Source organism: Caballeronia sp. LZ029, from assembly GCF_031451275.1.
GTDB classification, from domain to species: Bacteria; Pseudomonadota; Gammaproteobacteria; order Burkholderiales; family Burkholderiaceae; genus Caballeronia; species Caballeronia jiangsuensis.
In genome coordinates, this window is record NZ_JARUXO010000001.1 from 204,128 (window position 1) to 222,813 (window position 18,686).

Sequence of the window (18,686 nt, forward strand, 5' to 3'; positions counted from 1 at the left end):
GGTCAGGCGAAACGCATAAGACACGCGCGATGGAAGCGATGTTCCTCGCCCGCGTCGACGAGCGCCGTCAACGCGCTCCGGCCTTGTACCCCAGTTCATACGACAACCCGCGCGCGCATTCGCGCAGAGCCGAATCGATTTCACCGTCCCAGCGCGTATCGAACGTACCTTCGTGACCGAGCGCGATGAGCCCCAGCGCCAGTTCGCCCGTCGAGTCGAAAACGGGCGTGCAGAATGCGTGGATCGTCGGCAGCAGCATGCCTTCGACGCGCGCCGCGCCATGCTCGCGCACTTCGGCGAGCAGCGGCTCGACATCGGCCATCGTCCGCTTCATGGCGGCGAGTTCGCGGTCGAGCATCGCCTGCGTCTTGCTGCGCGGCAGATACGCGGCGAAGAGCAGCCCGGTCGCGGACGAGAGCAGCGGCATCACGTCGCCCAGCTTGAGCGACGCCTTCGCCGGATGACTCGATTCCATCCAGTGCACGACGGTCGGCCCCTGATTGCCCCACACGGCGATACCGACCGTCTGATCGAGCCGGTCGCGCATTTCGGCGAGCGCGATACGCGCGAGCCTCACGCCATCGACGCGCGCGAGCCGCGCCAGCCCCATCTGCAACGCGAATCCGCCGAGCTCGTAGCGCCCCGACACCGGATCCTGCGACGCGACGCCGAGCCGCAAAAAACTCACGAGATAGCGATGCGCCTTCGCCGGGCTCATGCCGGCGCGCTGCGCAAGATCGCGCAGCATCATCGCGCGCGGCTCGTTGGTGAGCACGTCGAGCAGCCGGAAGCCGACTTCGATCGACTGAATGCCGGAGCGTGTTTTTTCCTCGGCGGTGTCGGTGGCGTCGAGGTTGTCTTCGTCGTCGGGAATGGCGGATTGGGTCGATTGCATGAAGCGCGAAAGCACAGCCGAGGGATTCACCATCGTAAAATAGATTTCCCTTAACGTCATCCCAAGTCACCCACAACCGCCCTATGAAACTTGCCACGCTGAAGGACGGCACGCGCGACGGCCAACTGATCGTCGTTTCACGCGATCTGCGCACGGCGGCCATCGCCGATGGAATCGTATCGACGCTGCAACGCGCGCTCGACGACTGGACCTTCTACGCGCCGCAACTCATGGACGTCTACGAAGCGCTGAACCTCGGCCGCGCGCGCAACACGTTCCAGTTCGATTCGAAGGCCTGCATGGCGCCGCTGCCGCGCGCGTTCCAGTGGGCGGACGGCTCGTCGTATGTGAATCACGTCGAACTCGTGCGTAAGGCGCGCAAGGCGGACATGCCGCCCGAATTCTGGACCGATCCGCTCATGTATCAGGGCGGCAGCGACGACTTCATCGGCCCGACGGACGACATCGTGTGCGCGACGGAATCGTATGGCATCGACTTCGAGGCGGAAGTCGCCGTCATCACATCCGATGTCCACATGGCCGCGATGCCCGACGAAGCGCTGCGCAGCGTGCGTTTGCTGATGCTCGTGAACGACGTGTCGCTGCGCAATCTCATTCCCGCCGAACTCGCGAAGGGCTTCGGCTTCTTCCAGAGCAAGCCCGCGACCGCGTTCTCGCCCGTCGCCGTCACGCCCGACGAACTCGGCGACGCGTGGCGCGAAGGCCGCGTGCATCGGCCGATGATCGTGCACTGGAACGGCAAGAAGGTCGGCCAGCCGGATTGCGGCACGGACATGGTGTTCCACTTCGGGCAACTGATCGCGCACGCCGCGAAGACGCGCAATCTGCGCGCGGGCTCTATCGTCGGCTCGGGCACGATCTCGAACAAGGACACGAAGCGCGGCTACTGCTGCATCGCCGAGAAGCGCTGTCTGGAGACCATCGAACACGGCGCGCCGCAGACGGAGTTCATGAAGTTCGGCGATAGCGTGAAGATCGAAATGTTCGACGAAGAGGGCAAATCGATCTTCGGCGCGATCGATCAGGCGGTCGTCCAGCCGGAGCACTGAACGGGTTTCGCCCGATGCGGCATGCGCAAGGCTCGCCTTACACTTTGCCGGGCTGCTTCGCGCAGCGATAAAACGATCAAAAGAAAAGGAGACATCGATGGCGGCAGGCAAGTGGACATTTCTGGCGGGCGCGGTGCTCACGCTCGCCGCGACGACAGCGGCATTCGCGCAGACGGCGCAGCACGTGAAGATCGGGCTCGTGCTGTCGCTCACGGGACCGGCCGCGTCGCTCGGCATTCCCGCGCGTGACACCGTGGCGCTGCTGCCGAAGGAGATGGGCGGCAAGCCCGTCGATTACATCGTGCTCGACGATGCATCCGACACCACGCAAGCCGTTCAGTCCACGAAGAAGCTCATCAGCGAGGATCAGGTCGATGCGATCATCGGCTCGTCGATCACGCCGAACTCGCTCGCGATGATCGATGTCGTGGCGCAAGGGCAAACGCCGATGATCTCGCTCGCGTCGTCGTCGAAGATCATCGAACCTGTCGACGACAAGCGCCGCTGGGTCTTCAAGACACCGCAAACCGACGCGATGATGGCCTCCGCGATCGCCGAGCACGCGAGCAATCACGGCGTGAAGACGCTCGCGTACATCGGTCAGGCGGATGCGCTCGGCGAGACCTTCTATGCCGAAGTCGCGAAGTTCGCGCAACTGCACAAGATCGAAGTCGTCGCGAACGAACGCTTCAACCGCACCGATCCGAGCGTGACCGGGCAGATCCTCAAGATTCTCGCGGCGAAGCCGGATGCGGTGGTCGTCGGCGCGGCCGGCACGCCCGCCGCGTTGCCGCCGAAGACGCTCGCGCAACGTGGCTACAAGGGCAAGGTCTATCACAACCACGGCGTGGGCAACCGCGACTTCCTGCGCGTGTGCGGCGCGGACTGCAACGGCACGTTCCTGCCAGCGAGCCCGGTGCTCGTCGCCGCGCAGTTGCCCGACGATCATCCGGCCAAGCGCCTCGCGCTCGAATACATCAAACTGTACGAAGCGAAGCAGGGCGCGGGCACCGTATCCGCATTCGGCTCGTATGCGTGGGACGCGGGCATGCTGCTCAATCGCGCGGTGCCGATCGCGATGAAGGCGGGCGCGCCCGGCACGCCGGCATTTCGCGCCGCGCTGCGCGATGCGCTCGAAGGCACGAAGAATTTCTCCGACACCAACGGGCAGGTCAACATGACGCCCAACGATCACATTGGCCTCGACCAGCGCGCGCGCGTGATGGTCGAGATCCGCGACGGCAAGTGGCTCTATCAGCCGCGCTAACTCTCGATTGAACTGGATCATGAGCGATCTCTCCCTCTACGCGAGCTACAAGTCGCTGGAGTTGCGCCGCCATCCGCACGGCGTGCTCGAAGTGGTGATGCCCGGCGCGGGCGCGAACAAGAGCAACCTCTCCACCGCCGACGCCAACATGCATCGCGAACTCGCGGATATCTGGCGCGACATCGACCGCGATCCCGATACGCGCGTCGCGCTGATCCGCGGCGAAGGCAAGGGCTTTTCGGCGGGCGGCGATCTCGGGCTCGTCGAGGAGATGGCGAACGACTTCGATGTGCGCGCGCGCGTATGGCGCGAGGCGCGCGATCTCGTCTATAACGTGATCAACTGCGGCAAGCCGATCGTCTCCGCGATGCACGGCCCCGCGGTCGGCGCGGGACTGGTCGCGGGTCTGCTCGCGGATATCTCGATCGCGACGAAGTCGGCGCGCATCATCGACGGGCACACGCGGCTCGGCGTCGCGGCGGGCGATCACGCGGCGATCGTGTGGCCGTTGCTGTGCGGCATGGCGAAGGCCAAGTACTATCTGCTGCTGTGCGAGCCGGTGAGCGGCGAGGAGGCCGAGCGCATCGGCCTCGTGTCGCTCGCCGTCGACGAGAACGAACTCATGCCGAAGGCGATCGAAGTGGCGAATCGTCTCGCGCAAGGCTCGCAAACCGCGATCCGCTGGACCAAGTACGCGCTGAACAACTGGCTGCGCTCGGCGGGGCCGACATTCGATACCTCGCTCGCGCTCGAATTCATGGGTTTCGCGGGGCCGGACGTCCACGAAGGCATGCGTTCGCTGCGCGAGCGGCGCGCGCCGGACTTTCCGGGCGGCGCGCCGTTCTGAGCCACGCGAATCTCACACGCAAGAAAACAAGGAGAGTCGAATGACCGATAACGCCGGCGGCACGCCGCCCTACACGATTCCCGGTTTTCCCGGATTCGGCCAGGCCGACATGATGGGCAAGATGTGGGAGCTGATGCGCCTGAATCCGTTCGCCGCCGCGATGCCGGGCGGCGGGCAGGGCATGGGTCCCTCTCTCTCGATGATGTCCGACATGCTCGCTCCGCTCACCAACATCGAAGAACTCGACAAGCGTGTGACGGATATGCGCGCCGTCGAGCACTGGCTGAAGCTCAATCTCAACATGCTGCAATCGGCGATTCAGGCGCTGGAAGTGCAGCGCGCGACGCTCGCGACGCTGCGGGCGTTCGGCGCGTATGCGCAGTCGTCGGTCGAGAGCGCGCAAGGCGCGGCGGCGGAAAACAAGAAGACCGTTGCCGCCGGCTGGCCGATGGGCGGCACGGCCAAAGCGGACGCGCCGAAGCAGGAGCCGGCACGTGAAGCGCCGGCGAGCGCGACAGCGGCTGAAGGCGAGGACGTGGCAGGCGACGCCGCAACGCCGCCCGGCTTCGATCCGACCGGCTGGTGGAACGTGCTGCAATCGCAGTTCAATCAGCTCGCGCATCTCGCCATGCTCCAGCCGGGCATGACCGGCCCGTTCAACGCGACGGGCGGGGAAGGCGAGCAGCTCGCCGCTGGCGAAACCGACGCCGGGCAGGCGGCGAACGACGCCGCGGACAAATCTGAGTCCGCCGCGAAGAAAACGCCCGCGCGCAAGGCCGCGCCGCGCAAGAAGCCCGTCTGATTTTTATGCCCGGCGGCGTGCAACGCGTCGCCGGGCACACCATTCGTTTTCCTTCGATGCAAGACTGCATCGGACCGCGTCTCGCGTCATCTGATCCAAAGTAGTGCGGAAATGTGTCTCAGCACCGACGCACGTTTCGATTTTGTCTATGATGAAACATCGACGGCGTATAAATTTGTCCACCATGCGGGGTCGGGCACGTAACCTGCATCGAGTGAAGCGCGTGTCTTTAAATCGATCTGTCTATGACAAACACATCAGAACAGGACTTCGACTCTGACCCGGCTTCCGATGGCGCCGAACTGCCGGAACCCGTCCCGCCGCGCGCTGCGCCGTCAGGCACAACCGGAATCGGCATTGGCGCGATCGCTCAGGAGATTGGTCTGACGAAGGACACATTGCGTGTCTGGGAGCGTCGATACGGCTTTCCCCAGCCGATGCGTTCGCCCGGCGGCGAGCGGCTCTACCCACAGGACCAGGTCACGAAGCTGCGGCTCGTGAAGCGCCTGCTCGACGCGGGCCACCGGCCGAGTAAGGTGCTTGGACAATCGATCGAACTGTTACAGCAACTGGCCGAGAGTTCGGGCGTCGGTCAGGACGCGCCGGACGCGGAACTCGATCATCTGATCTCGTTGTTGCGCGCAAGCGCCTACGATGAATTCCGCTTCGGACTATTGAAGCGCGCGACGCGCGACGGGCTCGAGCGCTTCGTGCTGGACGTGGCGGCGCCGCTGTCGGCGCGGGTCGGCAATGCGTGGGCGGCGGGCACGTTGCAGGTCTATCACGAACATTTGTTCAGCGAAGCGATCCAGTCCGCGATGCGCACGCTGATGCGCCCGCTCTCCGACGCCGTTCGTGGGCGCGGCGGCCGTCCGCGCGTGCTGCTCACGACGCTCTCGGGCGAAGGCCACGGCCTCGGCATCCTGATGGCCGAGGCGATGTTCACGCTCTCCGATTGCGATTGCGTCCAGCTCGGGCTGCAAACGCCGCTGCACGATATCGTCGATGCCGTGGCGGCGCACAAGGTCGATATCGTCGCGCTGTCGTTCACGGCGGTGCTGCCGGCGCAGTCCATCGCGAACGGCCTGACCGATCTGCGCAACCTGCTGCCCCCGCACGTGCGCATCTGGGTCGGCGGCAGCAGTCCCGCGCTGCGCCGCAAGTTCAACGACGGCGTGCACTACGTCACGGGGTTGACCCCGATCGATGAAACCGTCGCGGATTGGCGCCAATCGGCCATGCTATGATGAAAAACGCTCGCTGCGGCGAGCATTGGCGCGGAATTCGCGTGGCATGCGCATCGCTGTCATGTGAGAACGTCATATTGCACGGCCGGCGCAGTGCCGGCAGCAGGTTCGGCGCCACTCGACCATACCTCAGGCACAGGTTTCGCTCCTCACCCACGGTAGAACAAGACGCACAACAGCAACATTTGCACAAGGAAGTGCAGTGTTTTCGCGGCGCGACGCGTCGCCGCAGCGCCGAATTTCAGCGCTCGTTGTCGCTTTTGGTCTTAGGCCGACCGAATCCCGCGTAAAATTGAAAGCTTGGCTGCTTGCGCGCAGGTTTTCACGCGCGTCCCGGCCGAAGTCATTAGATATAACGTCGCATACGTGGCATCAGGGGTGGACAATGAACACCATGCTTTATCCGGAACTATATAAATCGCTGGAATCCGTCCGCTGGGATATGGAGAAAGACATTCCCTGGGACAAATTCGATGCGTCCCTGCTCACCGACGAGCAGGCCAGGACGATCAAGATGAACGCGATCACCGAATGGTCCGCTCTTCCCGCAACCGAAATGTTCCTGCGTGACAACCACCATGACAGCGACTTCTCCGCTTTCATGAGCGTGTGGTTCTTCGAGGAACAGAAGCATTCGTTGGTGCTGATGGAATACCTGCGGCGCTTCAAGCCGGACATGGTCCCGAGCGAAGAGGAGCTGCACGCGGTGCGCTTCGAATTCGATCCGGCGCCGCCGCTCGAAACGCTGATGCTGCATTTCTGCGGCGAAATCCGTCTGAATCACTGGTACCGACGCGCAGCCGAGTGGCACACGGAACCGGTCATCAAGCACATCTACGAAACCATCTCGCGCGACGAAGCACGCCACGGCGGCGCTTATCTGCGCTACATGAAGAAGGCGCTCGCGAATGCGGGCGACACCGCGCGCGCGGCGTTCGCGAAGATCGGCGTGCTGATGGCGTCGGCGCGCCGCACGGAAAAGCCGCTGCATCCGACCAACCTGCATGTGAATCAGGCGCTCTTCCCGCGCGACACCGTGCAGTCGCGCCTGCCTGATCCGGAATGGCTCGAACGCTGGCTGGACGACCAGATCCGCTTCGACGATAGCTGGGAAAAGAAGGTCGTCGAGCGCATCCTGCACAACCTGTCCATTCTGTTCGAGCGTTCGTTCGTGACCGCGCAGGAATTGAATCGCTATCGCAAGGAAGTGACGCTGCGTCTGCAAGCGGCGCCGGGCGGCGCGGCCGAGCAACCGGCCTGAGCGTTCAGTCCTTCACGCCTTCGACGAAACGGCCCGCCTGGTAGAACCGGCGGGCCGTTTGCATTTCTGCCCGCATCGATTAGATTCGATTCGCGTCGAAAGCGCCGTGGCACAATGCGCGCTTTCAGCACATCGCAACGAGCGCCGACATGTCCGCCATTTTCGAACGCAAGATCATCACGCGCGAAGCGCTCGCCGCGCGCCGTCCGGCTCTTGCCGGTCCCGTCGTCTTTACCAACGGCGTCTTCGATATTCTTCATCGCGGTCACGTGAGCTATCTCGCCGATGCGAAAGCGCTCGGCGCGACGCTCATCGTCGGCGTGAACAGCGATGCGTCCGTGCGCACGCTCGGCAAGGGCGACGATCGCCCGATCAATCGCGAAGACGATCGCATGGCGTTGCTCGCGGCGCTGGAAAGCGTCGACTGGGTCGTGAAGTTCGAGGAACCGACGCCGCTGGAACTGATCGATGCTCTGCGCCCCGACGTGCTCGTGAAGGGCGGCGACTACGACATGGACAAGCTGGCCGAATCGGCGCTGGTGCGCGGCTGGGGCGGCAAGGCGCTCGCCATCGCGTTCGAGCACGATCGATCGACGACCGCGCTGCTCAAAAAGGTCCGCGCGCAGTCCTGATTCGCGCTCGCGGAATCACTGCCCGAGCGGCGCGGACTGCACGTTGGCGGCAGGCGCCGGTCCGCCGACGCGCGGCTGATCGAACGCTTCTTCGGGGCTCAGCGGTCGCGTAGCGAGCGCTTCGGGATGAACCTGCTGCAACAGATGATGCGGCTCGCGCGCGCCCGCGGCGGGAAGCGGGCCGAACATGCCGCGCATGACCGCGAACATCAGCAGGTTGCCGAGAATCAGAAGGGCGATCAGCCAGCGCAGCATTCTTTTGCTCCGTCCATCAAACAAATCGGTCAGTCAGACGACTGGCGCGCCGTCGCGTCGCGCGCGATGAGCGCGAGGCCGGACAGCACGAGGGAATCGTGTCGCGTGTACGGCACGTCGAGTGCCCCCGCGATTTCATTTGCCGCGCCGCCGCCGAGCACGAGCCGGACGTCGGCGTGCCAGTCTGCTTTCAGGTCGCGCCACGCGCGTTCGATCAGCGCCGCCTGCGCGAGCAGGCATCCGGCGGAGAGCGCGGCGGCGGTGTCGGTGGCGAAGAGACTGCGTGTCTGATTCAGGGCCTCACGCGCCGATGCCGCGTCGAGCGTCGGCAACTGCGCGGTGTGGCTGCCGAGCGATTCCATCATCAGCGACCAGCCGGGCGCGATCAGGCCGCCCGTGAAGACGCCGTCGGCGCGCAATGCTTCGAGCGTCGTCGCGGTGCCGAACGTCGCGACCAGCAGATGCTCGCCCGGATAGGCCGCCCGCGCGGCAATCATGCCGGCCCAGCGATCGCTGCCGAGGCGCGTCGGATCCGCGTAAGTGTTGATCACGCCGCACTGCTCGGCGCGCGCGCGTACGACGGTGCGCGGGAGCGTCGGCCAGCGCGCGTCGATCAGACGCTGGATGCGGTTCTGCACCGGCATGCCCGCGACGTTCGAAATCCATGCGCTCGAAGGCGTGGGCAACCCGGACCAGGCGTCGAGCGCGGCGTCATCGGCGGCGGTCGAATGATGCGCGTGTTCGAACGCGCCGTTCGACAGCGACGCGCCGGTTTCATCGACGAGCGACCACTTGATACGGCTGTTGCCCGCATCAATGAGCAGGTACGGCGCTTCGCTCACGGACGCTCCCGCGCGAGGCGCAGCGTGAGTTCGCCGGTCGTGACGGTGCGCGGGCCCTCGGGCGCGTCGATCAGCAACTGGCCGCTCTCATCGACACCCGATGCAATCCCGCGCGTCACTTCCATGCCCTGATCCATCAGCACGACTTCGCGTCCGGCCCAGGCGTGCGCGTCGAGCCAGCGCTGGCGGAACGGCCGGAAGCCTTCAGTTTCGAAACGCGGCAGCGCGGCGTCGAGCGCGTTGAGGAGCGCGGCGAGGGTGTCGGTGAGATTGGCGTCGGGCCATGCGCGCGCGAGCGCCGCGGGCGTGGTGCCGGGCGCGGAAGACGTGGCCTGGCGGTTGGCATCGTCGACCTGAGCGGCCAGTTGCTCCGCGCCATGCAAATTCACGCCGATGCCGATCACGACCGCCGTCGCGTTCGGCGTATTCCACGCGGTTTCGATCAGGATGCCGGCGAGCTTGCCGTCGTCGAGCAGGACGTCGTTCGGCCATTTCAGCGCGGGTCGCGCGGATGGCGAGAGCGGCAGATGCGCGAGCGCATCGAGCACGGCGGTGCCGATGGCGAGACTCAGACCCGACAGCCCTTCGATCGGCCGCTTCAGCACGCAGCCGACCGACATCAGCAGCGCATTGCCCGGCTCGGCAAGCCATGCGCGGCCGCGCCGTCCGCGCCCGGCGGTCTGCGAATACGCGACGCGGGCGAGCGGCGCGGGCGTGCTGCCGCGACGCGAGGCGCGCAACTGCTCCATCACGTCGGCGTTCGTCGAGCCCGTTTCGTCGACGATATCGATGGTCCAGTCGCGGGCGGGCCGTTCGGCGAGCGTCGCGAGCCGGGTGCGGTCGATGCGCCAGGGCGCATCGGGGGCGAAGGGAGTTGAGTTCATGGCGGATATTGTAGCGGCGCTATGCGGGTTTTTCGCTTGCTGAAACCTCGCCTTGTAAGCTGTGACGCCGATTCCGGGCTTTCGCGGCGCGAGATCATCCCCTCGCCCCCGCGACACACTTCGCTACAATGTCCTCTCCCGTTCAACCGCGTCTCACCGCGCCATCGATCCTTGGACTTCGACACGCCGCCGCGCCTAAGAGTGGAAGCCGGTCAGCAGGGCAAGGTGGTCCGGCTCTCGGGCCAGTGGACCGCGCTCGCGCTCGCCCGCGACCGCGCGAAGAGCGGCGTCACGCGACGGCTGCGCGCCATCGGGCGCGAGGCGATCGGCCAGTGGGATCTGCTGTCGATCGAGCGGCTCGATCACGTCGGCGGTCAGGCGCTGTGGCGCGTGTGGGGCCGCAAGATGCCCGCGACCATCGCGCTGTCCGATACCCAGCGCGAAATCTTCGAGCGCGTCGCGCTGCTCGACGCCGAGCGCGAGGAACCCGAGCCCGTCGATCGCGTCGATCCCGTCACGCGCCTCGGCCAGCTCATCTTCGATTTCTTCGATCACCTCTACGGCGGCCTCGCGATGTTCGGCGCCTTCGTGCTCGATCTCGTCGGGCTCGTGCGGCGTCCGCAGCGCATTCCGTGGACGGAAATCTCCGCCAACATCTACAGCGCCGGCGCGCAGGCGCTCGCGATCACCGCGCTCGTCGCGTTTCTGATCGGCATCGTGCTGAGCTATCTGTCCGCGCAACAGTTGCAGGCGTTCGGCGCGAATCAGTACATCGTCAACATTCTCGGGCTTTCGGTGATCCGCGAGCTCGGACCGGTGCTCTCCGCGATTCTCGTCGCCGGGCGCTCGGGTTCCGCGATCACCGCGCAGATCGGCGTGATGCGCGTCACCGAAGAGCTCGACGCGATGCAGGTCATGGGCATTCCCCACGGACTGCGGCTCGTGCTGCCGCGCGTGATCGCGCTCGGCATCGCGATGCCGCTGCTCGTCATGTGGACCAATATCATCGCGTTGACGGGCGGCGCGCTCGCGGCGAAGCTCGTGCTGTCGATCGACATGAACTTCTTCATCCGCTCGCTGCCATCGGTCGTGCCGATCGCGAATCTGTGGATCGGGCTCGGCAAGGGCGTCGTGTTCGGCATGCTGATCGCGCTCGCCGCGTGTCACTTCGGTTTCCGCATCAAGGCGAATTCGCAGAGTCTCGGCGAAGGCACGACGACATCCGTCGTGACATCGATCACCATCGTGATTCTCGCGGACGCCGTGTTCGCGATCCTGTTTCAGAACGTCGGACTCTGACCGCCATGTCGACCACGCTCGCCACAGCCGTTCGCCATCAGCCGCCGCCCGTCATCGCGGAACCGGTGATCGAGGTGCGCGATCTCACCAAGCGCTACGGGCGCACGGTGATCCACGAGCATCTGAATCTGGATGTGCGGCGCGGCGAGATTGTCGCGCTGCTCGGCGGATCGGGCTCGGGCAAGACCACGCTCGTGCGGCAGATGCTCGGGCTGGAATCGCCGACATCGGGCACCATCCGCGTGCTCGGCGAGGAATGGGCGCAGATGGACGAGGAAACGGCGAAAATGCTGCGCACGCGCTCGGGCATGATGTTCCAGCAAGGCGCGCTGTTCTCGTCGCTGACCGTGTACGACAACATCGCGCAGCCGTTTCGCGAACTCGGCAAGATTCCCGAGGACCTGATCCGCGAATTCGTGATGTTGAAGCTCGAGATGGTCGGGCTGTCGTGCAAGCACGCGAGCAAGATGCCGTCGGCGCTGTCGGGCGGGATGGTGAAGCGCGTGGGCATCGCGCGGGCGATCGCGCTGGAGCCGGAACTGCTCTTTCTCGACGAACCGACCGCCGGCCTCGATCCGAAGGCATCGGACGAGTTCGTCGATCTGATCGCGACGCTGCATCGCGCGCTCGGGCTGACCGTCGTTCTCGTCACGCACGATCTCGATACGATGGTCGCGCTCTCGACGCGTGTCGCCGTGCTCGCGGAACGGCGCGTGCTCGTCGCGGCGCCGGTGGAGGAGGCGTGCGCGGTGGATCATCCGTTCATCCGCGAGTATTTTCTCGGGCGGCGCGGGCGTCGCGCGTTGCAGGCGCTGCCGCCCGAGCGCCGCGCGAAACTGCCGCCGGCCGCGCTCGAGGACGCGCCGATCGCCGTCAACAAATAGCCGAACGACGCCTCACCGACGCCGCCGCGAAGTCAAAGGAACCTGCCGATGGAAAACAAATCACACGCGTTCTGGACCGGTCTCTTCACGATCGTCCTCGTGCTGGCCATCGCGTTCGCCGTGTTCTTCTTCAACGTGGACCGCACCGTGCGCGTGCCTTACGACCTGATCGCGCGCACCAACGTGACCGGCCTCTTCACGGATGCGGCCGTGCGTTATCGCGGTCTGGGCGTCGGCAAGGTGCAATCGATCCGCTTCGACAAGGAGCATCCGGGCCAGATCCGTATCCGCATTCTCGTCGACAAGAACGCACCGATGACGCACTCGACCTTCGCGACGCTCGGCTTTCAGGGCGTGACGGGCATCGCGTTCGTGCAACTCGACGACACCGGCAAGGACACCTCGCCGCTCGATTCGTCGCCGCAAAATGTTGCCGAAGTGCCGATGCGCGCGGGCCTCTTCGAACAGTTGCAGCAGCGCGGAGACGTGATCCTGAAGAAGTTCGAGCGCCTGTCCGAGGACGCCGACAAATTCCTTTCCGACGACGTGCGCGATCAGCTCATGGCCACGACGAAAAGCCTGCAGGGCGCGGCGGACAGCATCACCGCGCTCGCGGGTCAGGTCCAGCCTGCGGTGGCCCAGTTGCCGCAGACGCTGAAGCAACTCAACACCACGCTCGCCTCGACCAACCAGTTCGTGCAGAACCTGAATCGTCCGGATGGCCCGTTCGTCGCCAATCTGAACAAGGCGGGCAAGGCCGCCGAGGAAGCCGGCGCGGCGCTCGCGGACATGAACGAGTCGCTGCGCTTCGTGACGGCGCGCGTCGGCTTCGAGGCGTTGCCGCGCTTCTATTCGTTCGGCGACGACGTGAGCGCGGCGGCGCGTTCGGTCGATCGCGCCGCCGACGCGTTCAGCACCAATCCGCGCAGCGTGCTCTTCGGCGCGCCGCAAAAGGAGCCGGGACCGGGCGAGCCGGGCTTCACGTGGCCCGCGAAAGCAGCGCATTGATCGAGAAAACGACATGGCAGACATCGACATGAAAGGAGCAGTCGCGGCGTTCGCGCTCGCTTGCGTCACGCTGCTCGCGGCTTGCGGATCGACGCCGACCGCGATGCCCAACGCGCATTACGATCTCGGCGCGCCGCCCGCCCTCGACGCGACGGCCAACAGCCTGCCGATGCCGCCGGTGAAGGTGCTCGCGGTGGGCGCGCCGCGCAGTCTGGAAACCGACTCGTTCGCGTATCGGCTGAGCTACGTCGACGCACAACGCACCGGCAACTACTCGGACAGCCACTGGACGATGCCGCCCGCGCAACTGCTCACGCAGCGGTTGCGCGAGGCGCTCGCGGCGCGCGGCCCGATCCTGTCGGGTGCCGATCCGGTGCGCGCCGTGCCGCTGCTCGAAGTCGAGCTGACGAGCTTCGAGCAGGTCTTCGACGCGCCCGAGCAAAGCCACGGCCTCGTGTCCGTGCGCGCGACGCTCACGCAGCAAGGCCGCGTGATCGGCCAGCGCAGTTTCGCCGCGAGTGCGCCTGCGCCGAGCGCCGACGCATCCGGCGGCGCGCGGGCGCTCGCGGCCGCATCGGACGACGTGATCGCGCAACTTTCCACGTGGCTTGCCGCGCAACCCCTTTCCGCTTCGCGATGACCTTCGGTAGTTTCACCATCCGCCCAGCACGGAGGCGTCCGGGCGGCTCATGACGATCAAGCAATGGCAGCGCCGCCCGTCGGCGTTTTCCCGGCAGGCGCTCGCCGCATACGCGGTGCTCGTGGTCTACGGTTCGCTCTATCCTTTTTCCGGCTGGCGCTCGCTGGGCCTGAGCCCGCTCGCGTATCTCGCCGATCCGCTGCCGCGGTATCTGACCGTCTTCGATGTCGTCACGAACGTGCTCGGCTACATGCCGCTCGGTTCGCTGATCGTGCTCGCGCTGTATCCGCGTGTGCGCGGCACGCTTGCGGTGGGCGCGGCGCTCGTCGGCGGCGCGTTGCTGTCCGGCACGATGGAAGCCATCCAGACGTATCTGCCGACGCGCGTCGCCTCGAATCTCGATCTCGCCGCCAATGCGTTCGGCGCGCTTGTCGGCGGCGTGCTGATCGCGCCCGCGACGAGCGCGCTGCTCGACCGGGGCCTCCTGCGACGCATCCGCTTCACGTGGTTCGAGCGCGACGCGGCGTATGTCATCGGCTTGTCGGCGCTGTGGCCGTTCGCGGCGATGTTCCCCGCGCCGTATCTCTTCGGCGGCGGCGATCTGCCGCGCGTGCTATGGGACGAGCTCGACCCGGCGATGCAGGACGCGATCCTCGCGTGGACGCCCGCCGCATGGGACGTCGAAAGCTGGCCGGACCGGATCGGCGCGCTGCTGCCCGACGACGCGTGGGAAGCGCTGATCACATCGACGAGCCTGTTCGCGGCGCTCGTGCTCCTGACGCTCCTCACGCGCCATCGCGCGCCGCGTATCCGGCTGATGCTCGGCCTCGTCGCGATCACGCTTTTCGCGAAGGCGGGCGCGACGTTCCTGCAATCGCGCGCGGGCCTGACTTTCGACTGGGCGACGGACGGCGCGCTCGAAGGCATCGGCATCGCGATCACGGCGGGCGTGCTGTCGGTATCGCTGCCGCGCGGACTGCGGGCGGCGCTCGCGGGCGCGGCGCTCGTCGTTTCGCTCGCAATCGTCAATCTGCTGCCGGTGAATCCGTATTTCGATATCGTGCTCGCCGACTGGCGGCAGGGCCGCTATCTGCATTTCAACGGGCTCGCGCACTGGCTCGCGTGGGTATGGCCGTATGCGGCGCTCGGCTGGCTCGCGTCCGCGGCGGAGCGCGCGTGGCTCGCGCGGCGTCGCGCGCGCAAGGCGAACCGGCCGGTGTGACGCGGCGGGCACGAACATCGCTCGCTATAATCGACCGACACTCTCATCGCCCACGCTCATGGATTCCTTCTACAAGTACCACGTGTTCTTTTGCCTGAACCAGCGCGATGCCGACGCGCCGCGCCCGAGCTGCGCGAACTGCAACGCGCAGGCCATGCAGGAGCACGCGAAGAAACGCGTGAAGCAACTCGGCCTCGCGGGCGAAGGCAAGGTGCGCATCAACAAGGCCGGGTGTCTGGACCGCTGCGAACTCGGGCCGGTCGTGGTCGTGTATCCGGAAGGCACGTGGTACACGTATGTCGATGAAACCGACATCGACGAAATCGTGGAGTCGCATCTGGCCAACGGCAAGATCGTCGAACGTCTTCTCATCGATCAACCCGCATAACGGCAGCCATGAACGCGCAAACCGAAAAATTCCTGATCGACGGGCCGGTCGGCAAGATCGAGTGTGCGCTCGATCGCACCGATGCCAACAGCCAGCCCGCACGCGGCATCGCGCTCGTCGCGCATCCGCATCCGCTCTTCGGCGGCACGATGGACAACAAGGTCGCGCAGACACTCGCGCGCACCATGGTCCAGCTCGGTTACGTGACGTATCGCTCGAATTTTCGCGGCGTCGGCGCGACGGCCGGCGAGCATGACAACGGCATCGGCGAGCAGGACGATCTGCTCGCGCTGATCGACCACATGCGCGCGCAACCCGGTCAGGCCGACGTGCCGATCGTGCTCGCGGGCTTTTCATTCGGCACGTTCGTGCTGTCGCATGTCGCGAGGCGCATGCTCGAAGCGGGGAAGGACATCGAGCGCATGGTGTTCGTCGGCACGGCGGCGAGCCGCTGGGAAGTCGCGCCCGTGCCCGACACCACGCTCGTGATTCACGGCGAAGTCGACGACACCGTGCCGATTCAATCCGTCTACGACTGGGCGCGGCCGCAGGAATTGCCCGTCGTCGTGATTCCGGGCGGCGAGCACTTCTTTCACCGCAAGCTGCATATTCTCAAGCGCGTGATCGTCGACGCGTGGCGCTGAGCATTTCATCCTCGAACGAGCGTCGCAAGGTGCCTGAAGGGCTTTGTTCGCTCATCGTTTCGTGACCGGTAAAAGCGGCTAAGCGCAGCCTGAAAAACGTTAAAACCCACGGCAACAGCGCAGATTCGAAGGAAAACGGAAGCGGGCCGCGCGTATAATGGCGCAGAATTTTTTCGCTGTTTCCGGCCGTGCGATGCCGCCGAATTTCTCGCAGTCATCGAAACGCCGGCTTCCGAGAACCGTTTTCGCGTCCGTCTGTCGAACGAGCGCTTTTCGCCGCGGCGCCGCGCGTGCCGCTGTCCTGGCGATAAGCCCGATCAACAGCGACGGTCAGCCTGTTCAACCCGTGCTTCGCCGATCATCCGATCCCCGATCGTCCTCGTCGCAGCCTGCTTTTTCCGCCGATCGATCCTATGCGCTTTGTCCCTGCCGGCCTGTCTTTCCCTTCTGTTTCCATCGTTCATCATCGAACCATCAAAGCCGCACTCGTGCTGCCCACCGTGCTGGCCACCGCGAGCGCGTTCGCGCAAGTAGCCCCGCCCGAGGTGACCGCGCGCTCGTGGGTGCTCGTCGATGCCACCAGCAATCAGGTGCTCGCGTCGGGCAATCCCGATGAGCGCGTCGAGCCTGCATCGCTCACAAAGCTGATGACCGCGTATCTCGTTTTCGATGCGCTGAAGGCGAAGAAGATCAACATGGACCAGACGGTCATGCCGAGCGAGGCCGTGCGCCGCGTGCGCACGGACGAGTCGCGCATGTTCATCGAAGCGAACAAGCCGGTCACCGTGCACGATCTCGTCTACGGCATGATCGTGCAGTCGGGCAACGACGCGGCTATCGCGCTGGCGGAGCTCGTCGGCGGCAGCGAAAGCAACTTCGTGCAGCTGATGAACGCGGCGGCGAAGCGCATCGGCATGAAGAACACGAATTTCGCCGATGTGAACGGCATGCCCGATCCGCAGCACTACACGACCGCCGGCGATCTCGCCGTGCTGTCCACGCGCCTCGTGCGCGACTTCCCCGAGTACTACAGCATCTTCTCGGTTAAGGAATTCACGTACAACAAGATCAAGCAGCCGAACCGCAATCGCCTGCTGTGGCTCGATCCGACCGTCGATGGCCTCAAGACCGGCCACACGAAGGCCGCGGGCTACTGCCTGATCGCGACCGCGAAGCGCTCGCTCGTCGGCGTGCCCGATGCGAGCCGCCGTCTCGTCGCCGTGATGATGGGCGAGCCGAAAGAGCACAACCGCGTGCAGGACAGCCTGAAGATGCTGAACTACGGCTACACCGCGTACGACGCGCTGCGCCTGTACAAGGCGAATCAGGTGATCGACTCGCCGCGCGTGTACAAGGGCGCCGCCGACAGCGTGCAGGCTGGCGTCATGACGGACCAGTACATCACCGTGCCGAAGGGTCTGGGCGAGAAGGTCAAGCCGACGGTCACGCACAGCGATCTGCTCGTCGCGCCGATCAAGAAGGGCCAGCAGATCGGCTCCGTCAAGATGATGGCCGACGGCAAGGAAGTCGCGCAATTCCCGCTCGTCGCGCTGCAGGACGTGCCGGAAGCGGGCATCTTCGGCCGCCTGTGGGATTCGGCGCTGCTCTGGTGGCAAAAGCGCAAGTAATCCAAGTAAGCGAAGTTGAACGACAGGTTGAGAAAGGAGCGGTCCCGATGAGCCAAGCCGAAGTCTTCGATCCCACGGTTTATCTGAACGGCGAGTGGGGGCCGCTTTCCGAAGCGCGCATTCCCGTGCTCGATCGCGGGTTCATTTTCGGCGACGGCGTGTATGAAGTCGTGCCGCTCTACGCGCAAGCCGATGGCGCTCGCCTGCCGTTCCGCCTCAAGCAGCATCTCGCGCGGCTGAATCGCAGTCTCGGCAAGATCCGCATCGACAATCCTTTCGACGACGCCGGCTGGCGCGCGTTGATCGATCGCGCCATCGGCGAAAACGTCGGCACCGGCGACGCGCTCGTCTACATTCAGGTCACGCGCGGTGTCGCGAAGCGGCGCGGGCATGCATTTCCGGCGGGCATCACGCCGACCGTGTTCGTCATGCTCGGCCAGCTCGTGTTTCCGAGCGTGGCGGATCGTGCGCGCGGCGCGGTGGCCGTGACCGCCGAAGACAAGCGCTGGCTGCATTGCGACATCAAATCGGTATCGCTGCTCGGCAACGTGCTGATGGCGCAGCACGCCGCCGAAAACGACGCGCTCGAAACCATCCAGTTGCGCGACGGCTTGCTTACCGAAGGTTCGTCCTCAAATGTGTGGATCGTGAAGGGCGGCACCTTGCTGGGCGCGCCGCGCGGGCCGCGTATTCTGGAAGGCATCCGCTACGGGCTCATCGAGGAACTGGCGCGCGAGGCGGGCATTCCGTTCGAGGAGCGCGATATCGCCGAAGCCGAGTTGCGTTCGGCCGACGAAGTCATGATCAGCTCCGCGACCAAGGAAGTCATGCCGATCACCACGCTCGACGGAAAAAGCGTCGGCGACGGCCGGCCCGGTCCGATCTATGCTGCACTTTATGACGCCTACCAGCGGGCCAAGGCGCGCGAGTTCGCGGAAGAGGCCGCGCGGGCCAAATGAAGCGCGAAGTGA

At 65.4% G+C, this 18,686-nt stretch carries 20 protein-coding genes; 16 read left to right on the forward strand and 4 right to left on the reverse strand.

What is annotated here, in order from left to right; translation table 11 throughout:
• Positions 1-67: 67 nt before the first annotated feature.
• Positions 68-895 (reverse strand): IclR family transcriptional regulator, encoded by an 828-nt coding sequence (locus QCE73_RS00990; RefSeq protein ID WP_404989724.1) that lies wholly within the window; start codon positions 893-895, stop codon positions 68-70.
• 83 nt (positions 896-978) lie between these two features.
• Here QCE73_RS00990 and QCE73_RS00995 point away from each other — a divergent pair, with 83 nt between their 5' ends.
• The 7 genes from QCE73_RS00995 (at position 979) to rfaE2 (ending at position 8,021) form a co-directional block, all read left to right on the forward strand.
• The gene (locus tag QCE73_RS00995; RefSeq protein ID WP_309879444.1) at positions 979-1,965 is read left to right on the forward strand and encodes a fumarylacetoacetate hydrolase family protein; all 987 of its coding nucleotides are present in this window, start codon (positions 979-981) and stop codon (positions 1,963-1,965) included.
• 97 nt (positions 1,966-2,062) lie between these two features.
• Complete coding sequence (locus QCE73_RS01000) at positions 2,063-3,232, forward strand: ABC transporter substrate-binding protein (protein WP_035497488.1); 1,170 nt, start codon at positions 2,063-2,065, stop codon at positions 3,230-3,232.
• A gap of 19 nt (positions 3,233-3,251) precedes the next feature.
• Entirely contained in the window at positions 3,252-4,079 is an 828-nt protein-coding gene (locus tag QCE73_RS01005; protein ID WP_035497923.1) for an enoyl-CoA hydratase/isomerase family protein, read from the forward strand.
• A 40-nt stretch (positions 4,080-4,119) separates the two neighbouring features.
• Entirely contained in the window at positions 4,120-4,881 is a 762-nt protein-coding gene (locus tag QCE73_RS01010; RefSeq protein WP_309879446.1) for a PhaM family polyhydroxyalkanoate granule multifunctional regulatory protein, read from the forward strand.
• Between the two features lie 245 nt (positions 4,882-5,126).
• Positions 5,127-6,128, forward strand: a complete 1,002-nt coding sequence (locus QCE73_RS01015; RefSeq protein ID WP_051626582.1) for a MerR family transcriptional regulator — start codon at positions 5,127-5,129, stop codon at positions 6,126-6,128.
• Positions 6,129-6,513: 385 nt separating this feature from the next.
• Entirely contained in the window at positions 6,514-7,389 is an 876-nt protein-coding gene (locus tag QCE73_RS01020; RefSeq protein ID WP_035497492.1) for an acyl-ACP desaturase, read from the forward strand.
• Between the two features lie 149 nt (positions 7,390-7,538).
• Entirely contained in the window at positions 7,539-8,021 is a 483-nt protein-coding gene (rfaE2, locus tag QCE73_RS01025; RefSeq protein WP_309879447.1) for a D-glycero-beta-D-manno-heptose 1-phosphate adenylyltransferase, read from the forward strand.
• A 15-nt stretch (positions 8,022-8,036) separates the two neighbouring features.
• Here the strand turns inward: rfaE2 and QCE73_RS01030 are convergent, their stop codons facing one another.
• Genes QCE73_RS01030 through QCE73_RS01040 form a run of 3 tightly spaced genes read right to left on the reverse strand, consistent with a single transcriptional unit; the run spans position 8,037 to position 10,002 of the window.
• Entirely contained in the window at positions 8,037-8,276 is a 240-nt protein-coding gene (locus tag QCE73_RS01030) for a hypothetical protein (RefSeq protein ID WP_035497494.1), read from the reverse strand.
• A gap of 29 nt (positions 8,277-8,305) precedes the next feature.
• Positions 8,306-9,118, reverse strand: a complete 813-nt coding sequence (locus QCE73_RS01035) for a type III pantothenate kinase (protein WP_309879448.1) — start codon at positions 9,116-9,118, stop codon at positions 8,306-8,308.
• On the reverse strand, positions 9,115-10,002 hold the full coding sequence (locus tag QCE73_RS01040) for a biotin--[acetyl-CoA-carboxylase] ligase (protein WP_309879449.1): 888 nt from the start codon (positions 10,000-10,002) through the stop codon (positions 9,115-9,117). The genes QCE73_RS01035 and QCE73_RS01040 overlap by 4 nt, the downstream gene beginning before the upstream one ends.
• 171 nt (positions 10,003-10,173) lie before the next feature.
• On the opposite strand from QCE73_RS01040, the gene QCE73_RS01045 reads away from it, so the two are divergent.
• From QCE73_RS01045 to QCE73_RS01085, 9 genes are all read left to right on the forward strand, one after another.
• The gene (locus tag QCE73_RS01045; protein ID WP_035497497.1) at positions 10,174-11,301 is read left to right on the forward strand and encodes an ABC transporter permease; all 1,128 of its coding nucleotides are present in this window, start codon (positions 10,174-10,176) and stop codon (positions 11,299-11,301) included.
• A 5-nt stretch (positions 11,302-11,306) separates the two neighbouring features.
• Complete coding sequence (locus QCE73_RS01050) at positions 11,307-12,185, forward strand: ABC transporter ATP-binding protein (protein WP_035497499.1); 879 nt, start codon at positions 11,307-11,309, stop codon at positions 12,183-12,185.
• Between the two features lie 48 nt (positions 12,186-12,233).
• A complete protein-coding gene (locus tag QCE73_RS01055) occupies positions 12,234-13,193 on the forward strand; it encodes an MlaD family protein (RefSeq protein ID WP_309879450.1) in 960 nt (319 codons plus the stop codon).
• Positions 13,194-13,206: 13 nt separating this feature from the next.
• Positions 13,207-13,833: an ABC-type transport auxiliary lipoprotein family protein gene (locus QCE73_RS01060; RefSeq protein WP_309879451.1), complete on the forward strand. Its 627-nt coding sequence runs from the start codon at positions 13,207-13,209 to the stop codon at positions 13,831-13,833.
• A gap of 49 nt (positions 13,834-13,882) precedes the next feature.
• Entirely contained in the window at positions 13,883-15,055 is a 1,173-nt protein-coding gene (locus QCE73_RS01065) for a VanZ family protein (RefSeq protein ID WP_309879452.1), read from the forward strand.
• 58 nt (positions 15,056-15,113) lie between these two features.
• Positions 15,114-15,443 (forward strand): ferredoxin, encoded by a 330-nt coding sequence (locus tag QCE73_RS01070; RefSeq protein WP_035497506.1) that lies wholly within the window; start codon positions 15,114-15,116, stop codon positions 15,441-15,443.
• An 8-nt stretch (positions 15,444-15,451) separates the two neighbouring features.
• Positions 15,452-16,087 carry a serine aminopeptidase domain-containing protein gene (locus QCE73_RS01075; protein ID WP_309879453.1) on the forward strand — a complete coding sequence of 212 codons (636 nt, stop codon included), beginning with the start codon at positions 15,452-15,454 and terminating at the stop codon, positions 16,085-16,087.
• A gap of 413 nt (positions 16,088-16,500) precedes the next feature.
• On the forward strand, positions 16,501-17,715 hold the full coding sequence (locus QCE73_RS01080; RefSeq protein ID WP_309879455.1) for a D-alanyl-D-alanine carboxypeptidase family protein: 1,215 nt from the start codon (positions 16,501-16,503) through the stop codon (positions 17,713-17,715).
• A gap of 47 nt (positions 17,716-17,762) precedes the next feature.
• Positions 17,763-18,674, forward strand: a complete 912-nt coding sequence (locus QCE73_RS01085) for a D-amino acid aminotransferase (RefSeq protein WP_309879456.1) — start codon at positions 17,763-17,765, stop codon at positions 18,672-18,674.
• Positions 18,675-18,686: the final 12 nt, after the last annotated feature.

Excerpts from the sequence above, each read along its gene's own strand:
- QCE73_RS01030 (WP_035497494.1), bottom strand. The coding sequence starts at position 8,276 with ATGCTGCGCTGGCTGATCGCCCTTCTGATTCTCGGCAACCTGCTGATG.
- QCE73_RS01040 (WP_309879449.1), bottom strand. The coding sequence starts at position 10,002 with ATGAACTCAACTCCCTTCGCCCCCGATGCGCCCTGGCGCATCGACCGC.
- QCE73_RS01020 (WP_035497492.1), top strand. The coding sequence starts at position 6,514 with ATGAACACCATGCTTTATCCGGAACTATATAAATCGCTGGAATCCGTC.
- QCE73_RS00990 (WP_404989724.1), bottom strand. The coding sequence starts at position 895 with ATGCAATCGACCCAATCCGCCATTCCCGACGACGAAGACAACCTCGAC.
- QCE73_RS01075 (WP_309879453.1), top strand. The coding sequence starts at position 15,452 with ATGAACGCGCAAACCGAAAAATTCCTGATCGACGGGCCGGTCGGCAAG.
- QCE73_RS01085 (WP_309879456.1), top strand. The coding sequence starts at position 17,763 with ATGAGCCAAGCCGAAGTCTTCGATCCCACGGTTTATCTGAACGGCGAG.
- QCE73_RS01060 (WP_309879451.1), top strand. The coding sequence starts at position 13,207 with ATGGCAGACATCGACATGAAAGGAGCAGTCGCGGCGTTCGCGCTCGCT.
- QCE73_RS01005 (WP_035497923.1), top strand. The coding sequence starts at position 3,252 with ATGAGCGATCTCTCCCTCTACGCGAGCTACAAGTCGCTGGAGTTGCGC.
- QCE73_RS01015 (WP_051626582.1), top strand. The coding sequence starts at position 5,127 with ATGACAAACACATCAGAACAGGACTTCGACTCTGACCCGGCTTCCGAT.
- QCE73_RS01070 (WP_035497506.1), top strand. The coding sequence starts at position 15,114 with ATGGATTCCTTCTACAAGTACCACGTGTTCTTTTGCCTGAACCAGCGC.
- QCE73_RS01010 (WP_309879446.1), top strand. The coding sequence starts at position 4,120 with ATGACCGATAACGCCGGCGGCACGCCGCCCTACACGATTCCCGGTTTT.
- rfaE2 (WP_309879447.1), top strand. The coding sequence starts at position 7,539 with ATGTCCGCCATTTTCGAACGCAAGATCATCACGCGCGAAGCGCTCGCC.
- QCE73_RS00995 (WP_309879444.1), top strand. The coding sequence starts at position 979 with ATGAAACTTGCCACGCTGAAGGACGGCACGCGCGACGGCCAACTGATC.
- QCE73_RS01000 (WP_035497488.1), top strand. The coding sequence starts at position 2,063 with ATGGCGGCAGGCAAGTGGACATTTCTGGCGGGCGCGGTGCTCACGCTC.
- QCE73_RS01080 (WP_309879455.1), top strand. The coding sequence starts at position 16,501 with ATGCGCTTTGTCCCTGCCGGCCTGTCTTTCCCTTCTGTTTCCATCGTT.
- QCE73_RS01050 (WP_035497499.1), top strand. The coding sequence starts at position 11,307 with ATGTCGACCACGCTCGCCACAGCCGTTCGCCATCAGCCGCCGCCCGTC.
- QCE73_RS01065 (WP_309879452.1), top strand. The coding sequence starts at position 13,883 with ATGACGATCAAGCAATGGCAGCGCCGCCCGTCGGCGTTTTCCCGGCAG.
- QCE73_RS01055 (WP_309879450.1), top strand. The coding sequence starts at position 12,234 with ATGGAAAACAAATCACACGCGTTCTGGACCGGTCTCTTCACGATCGTC.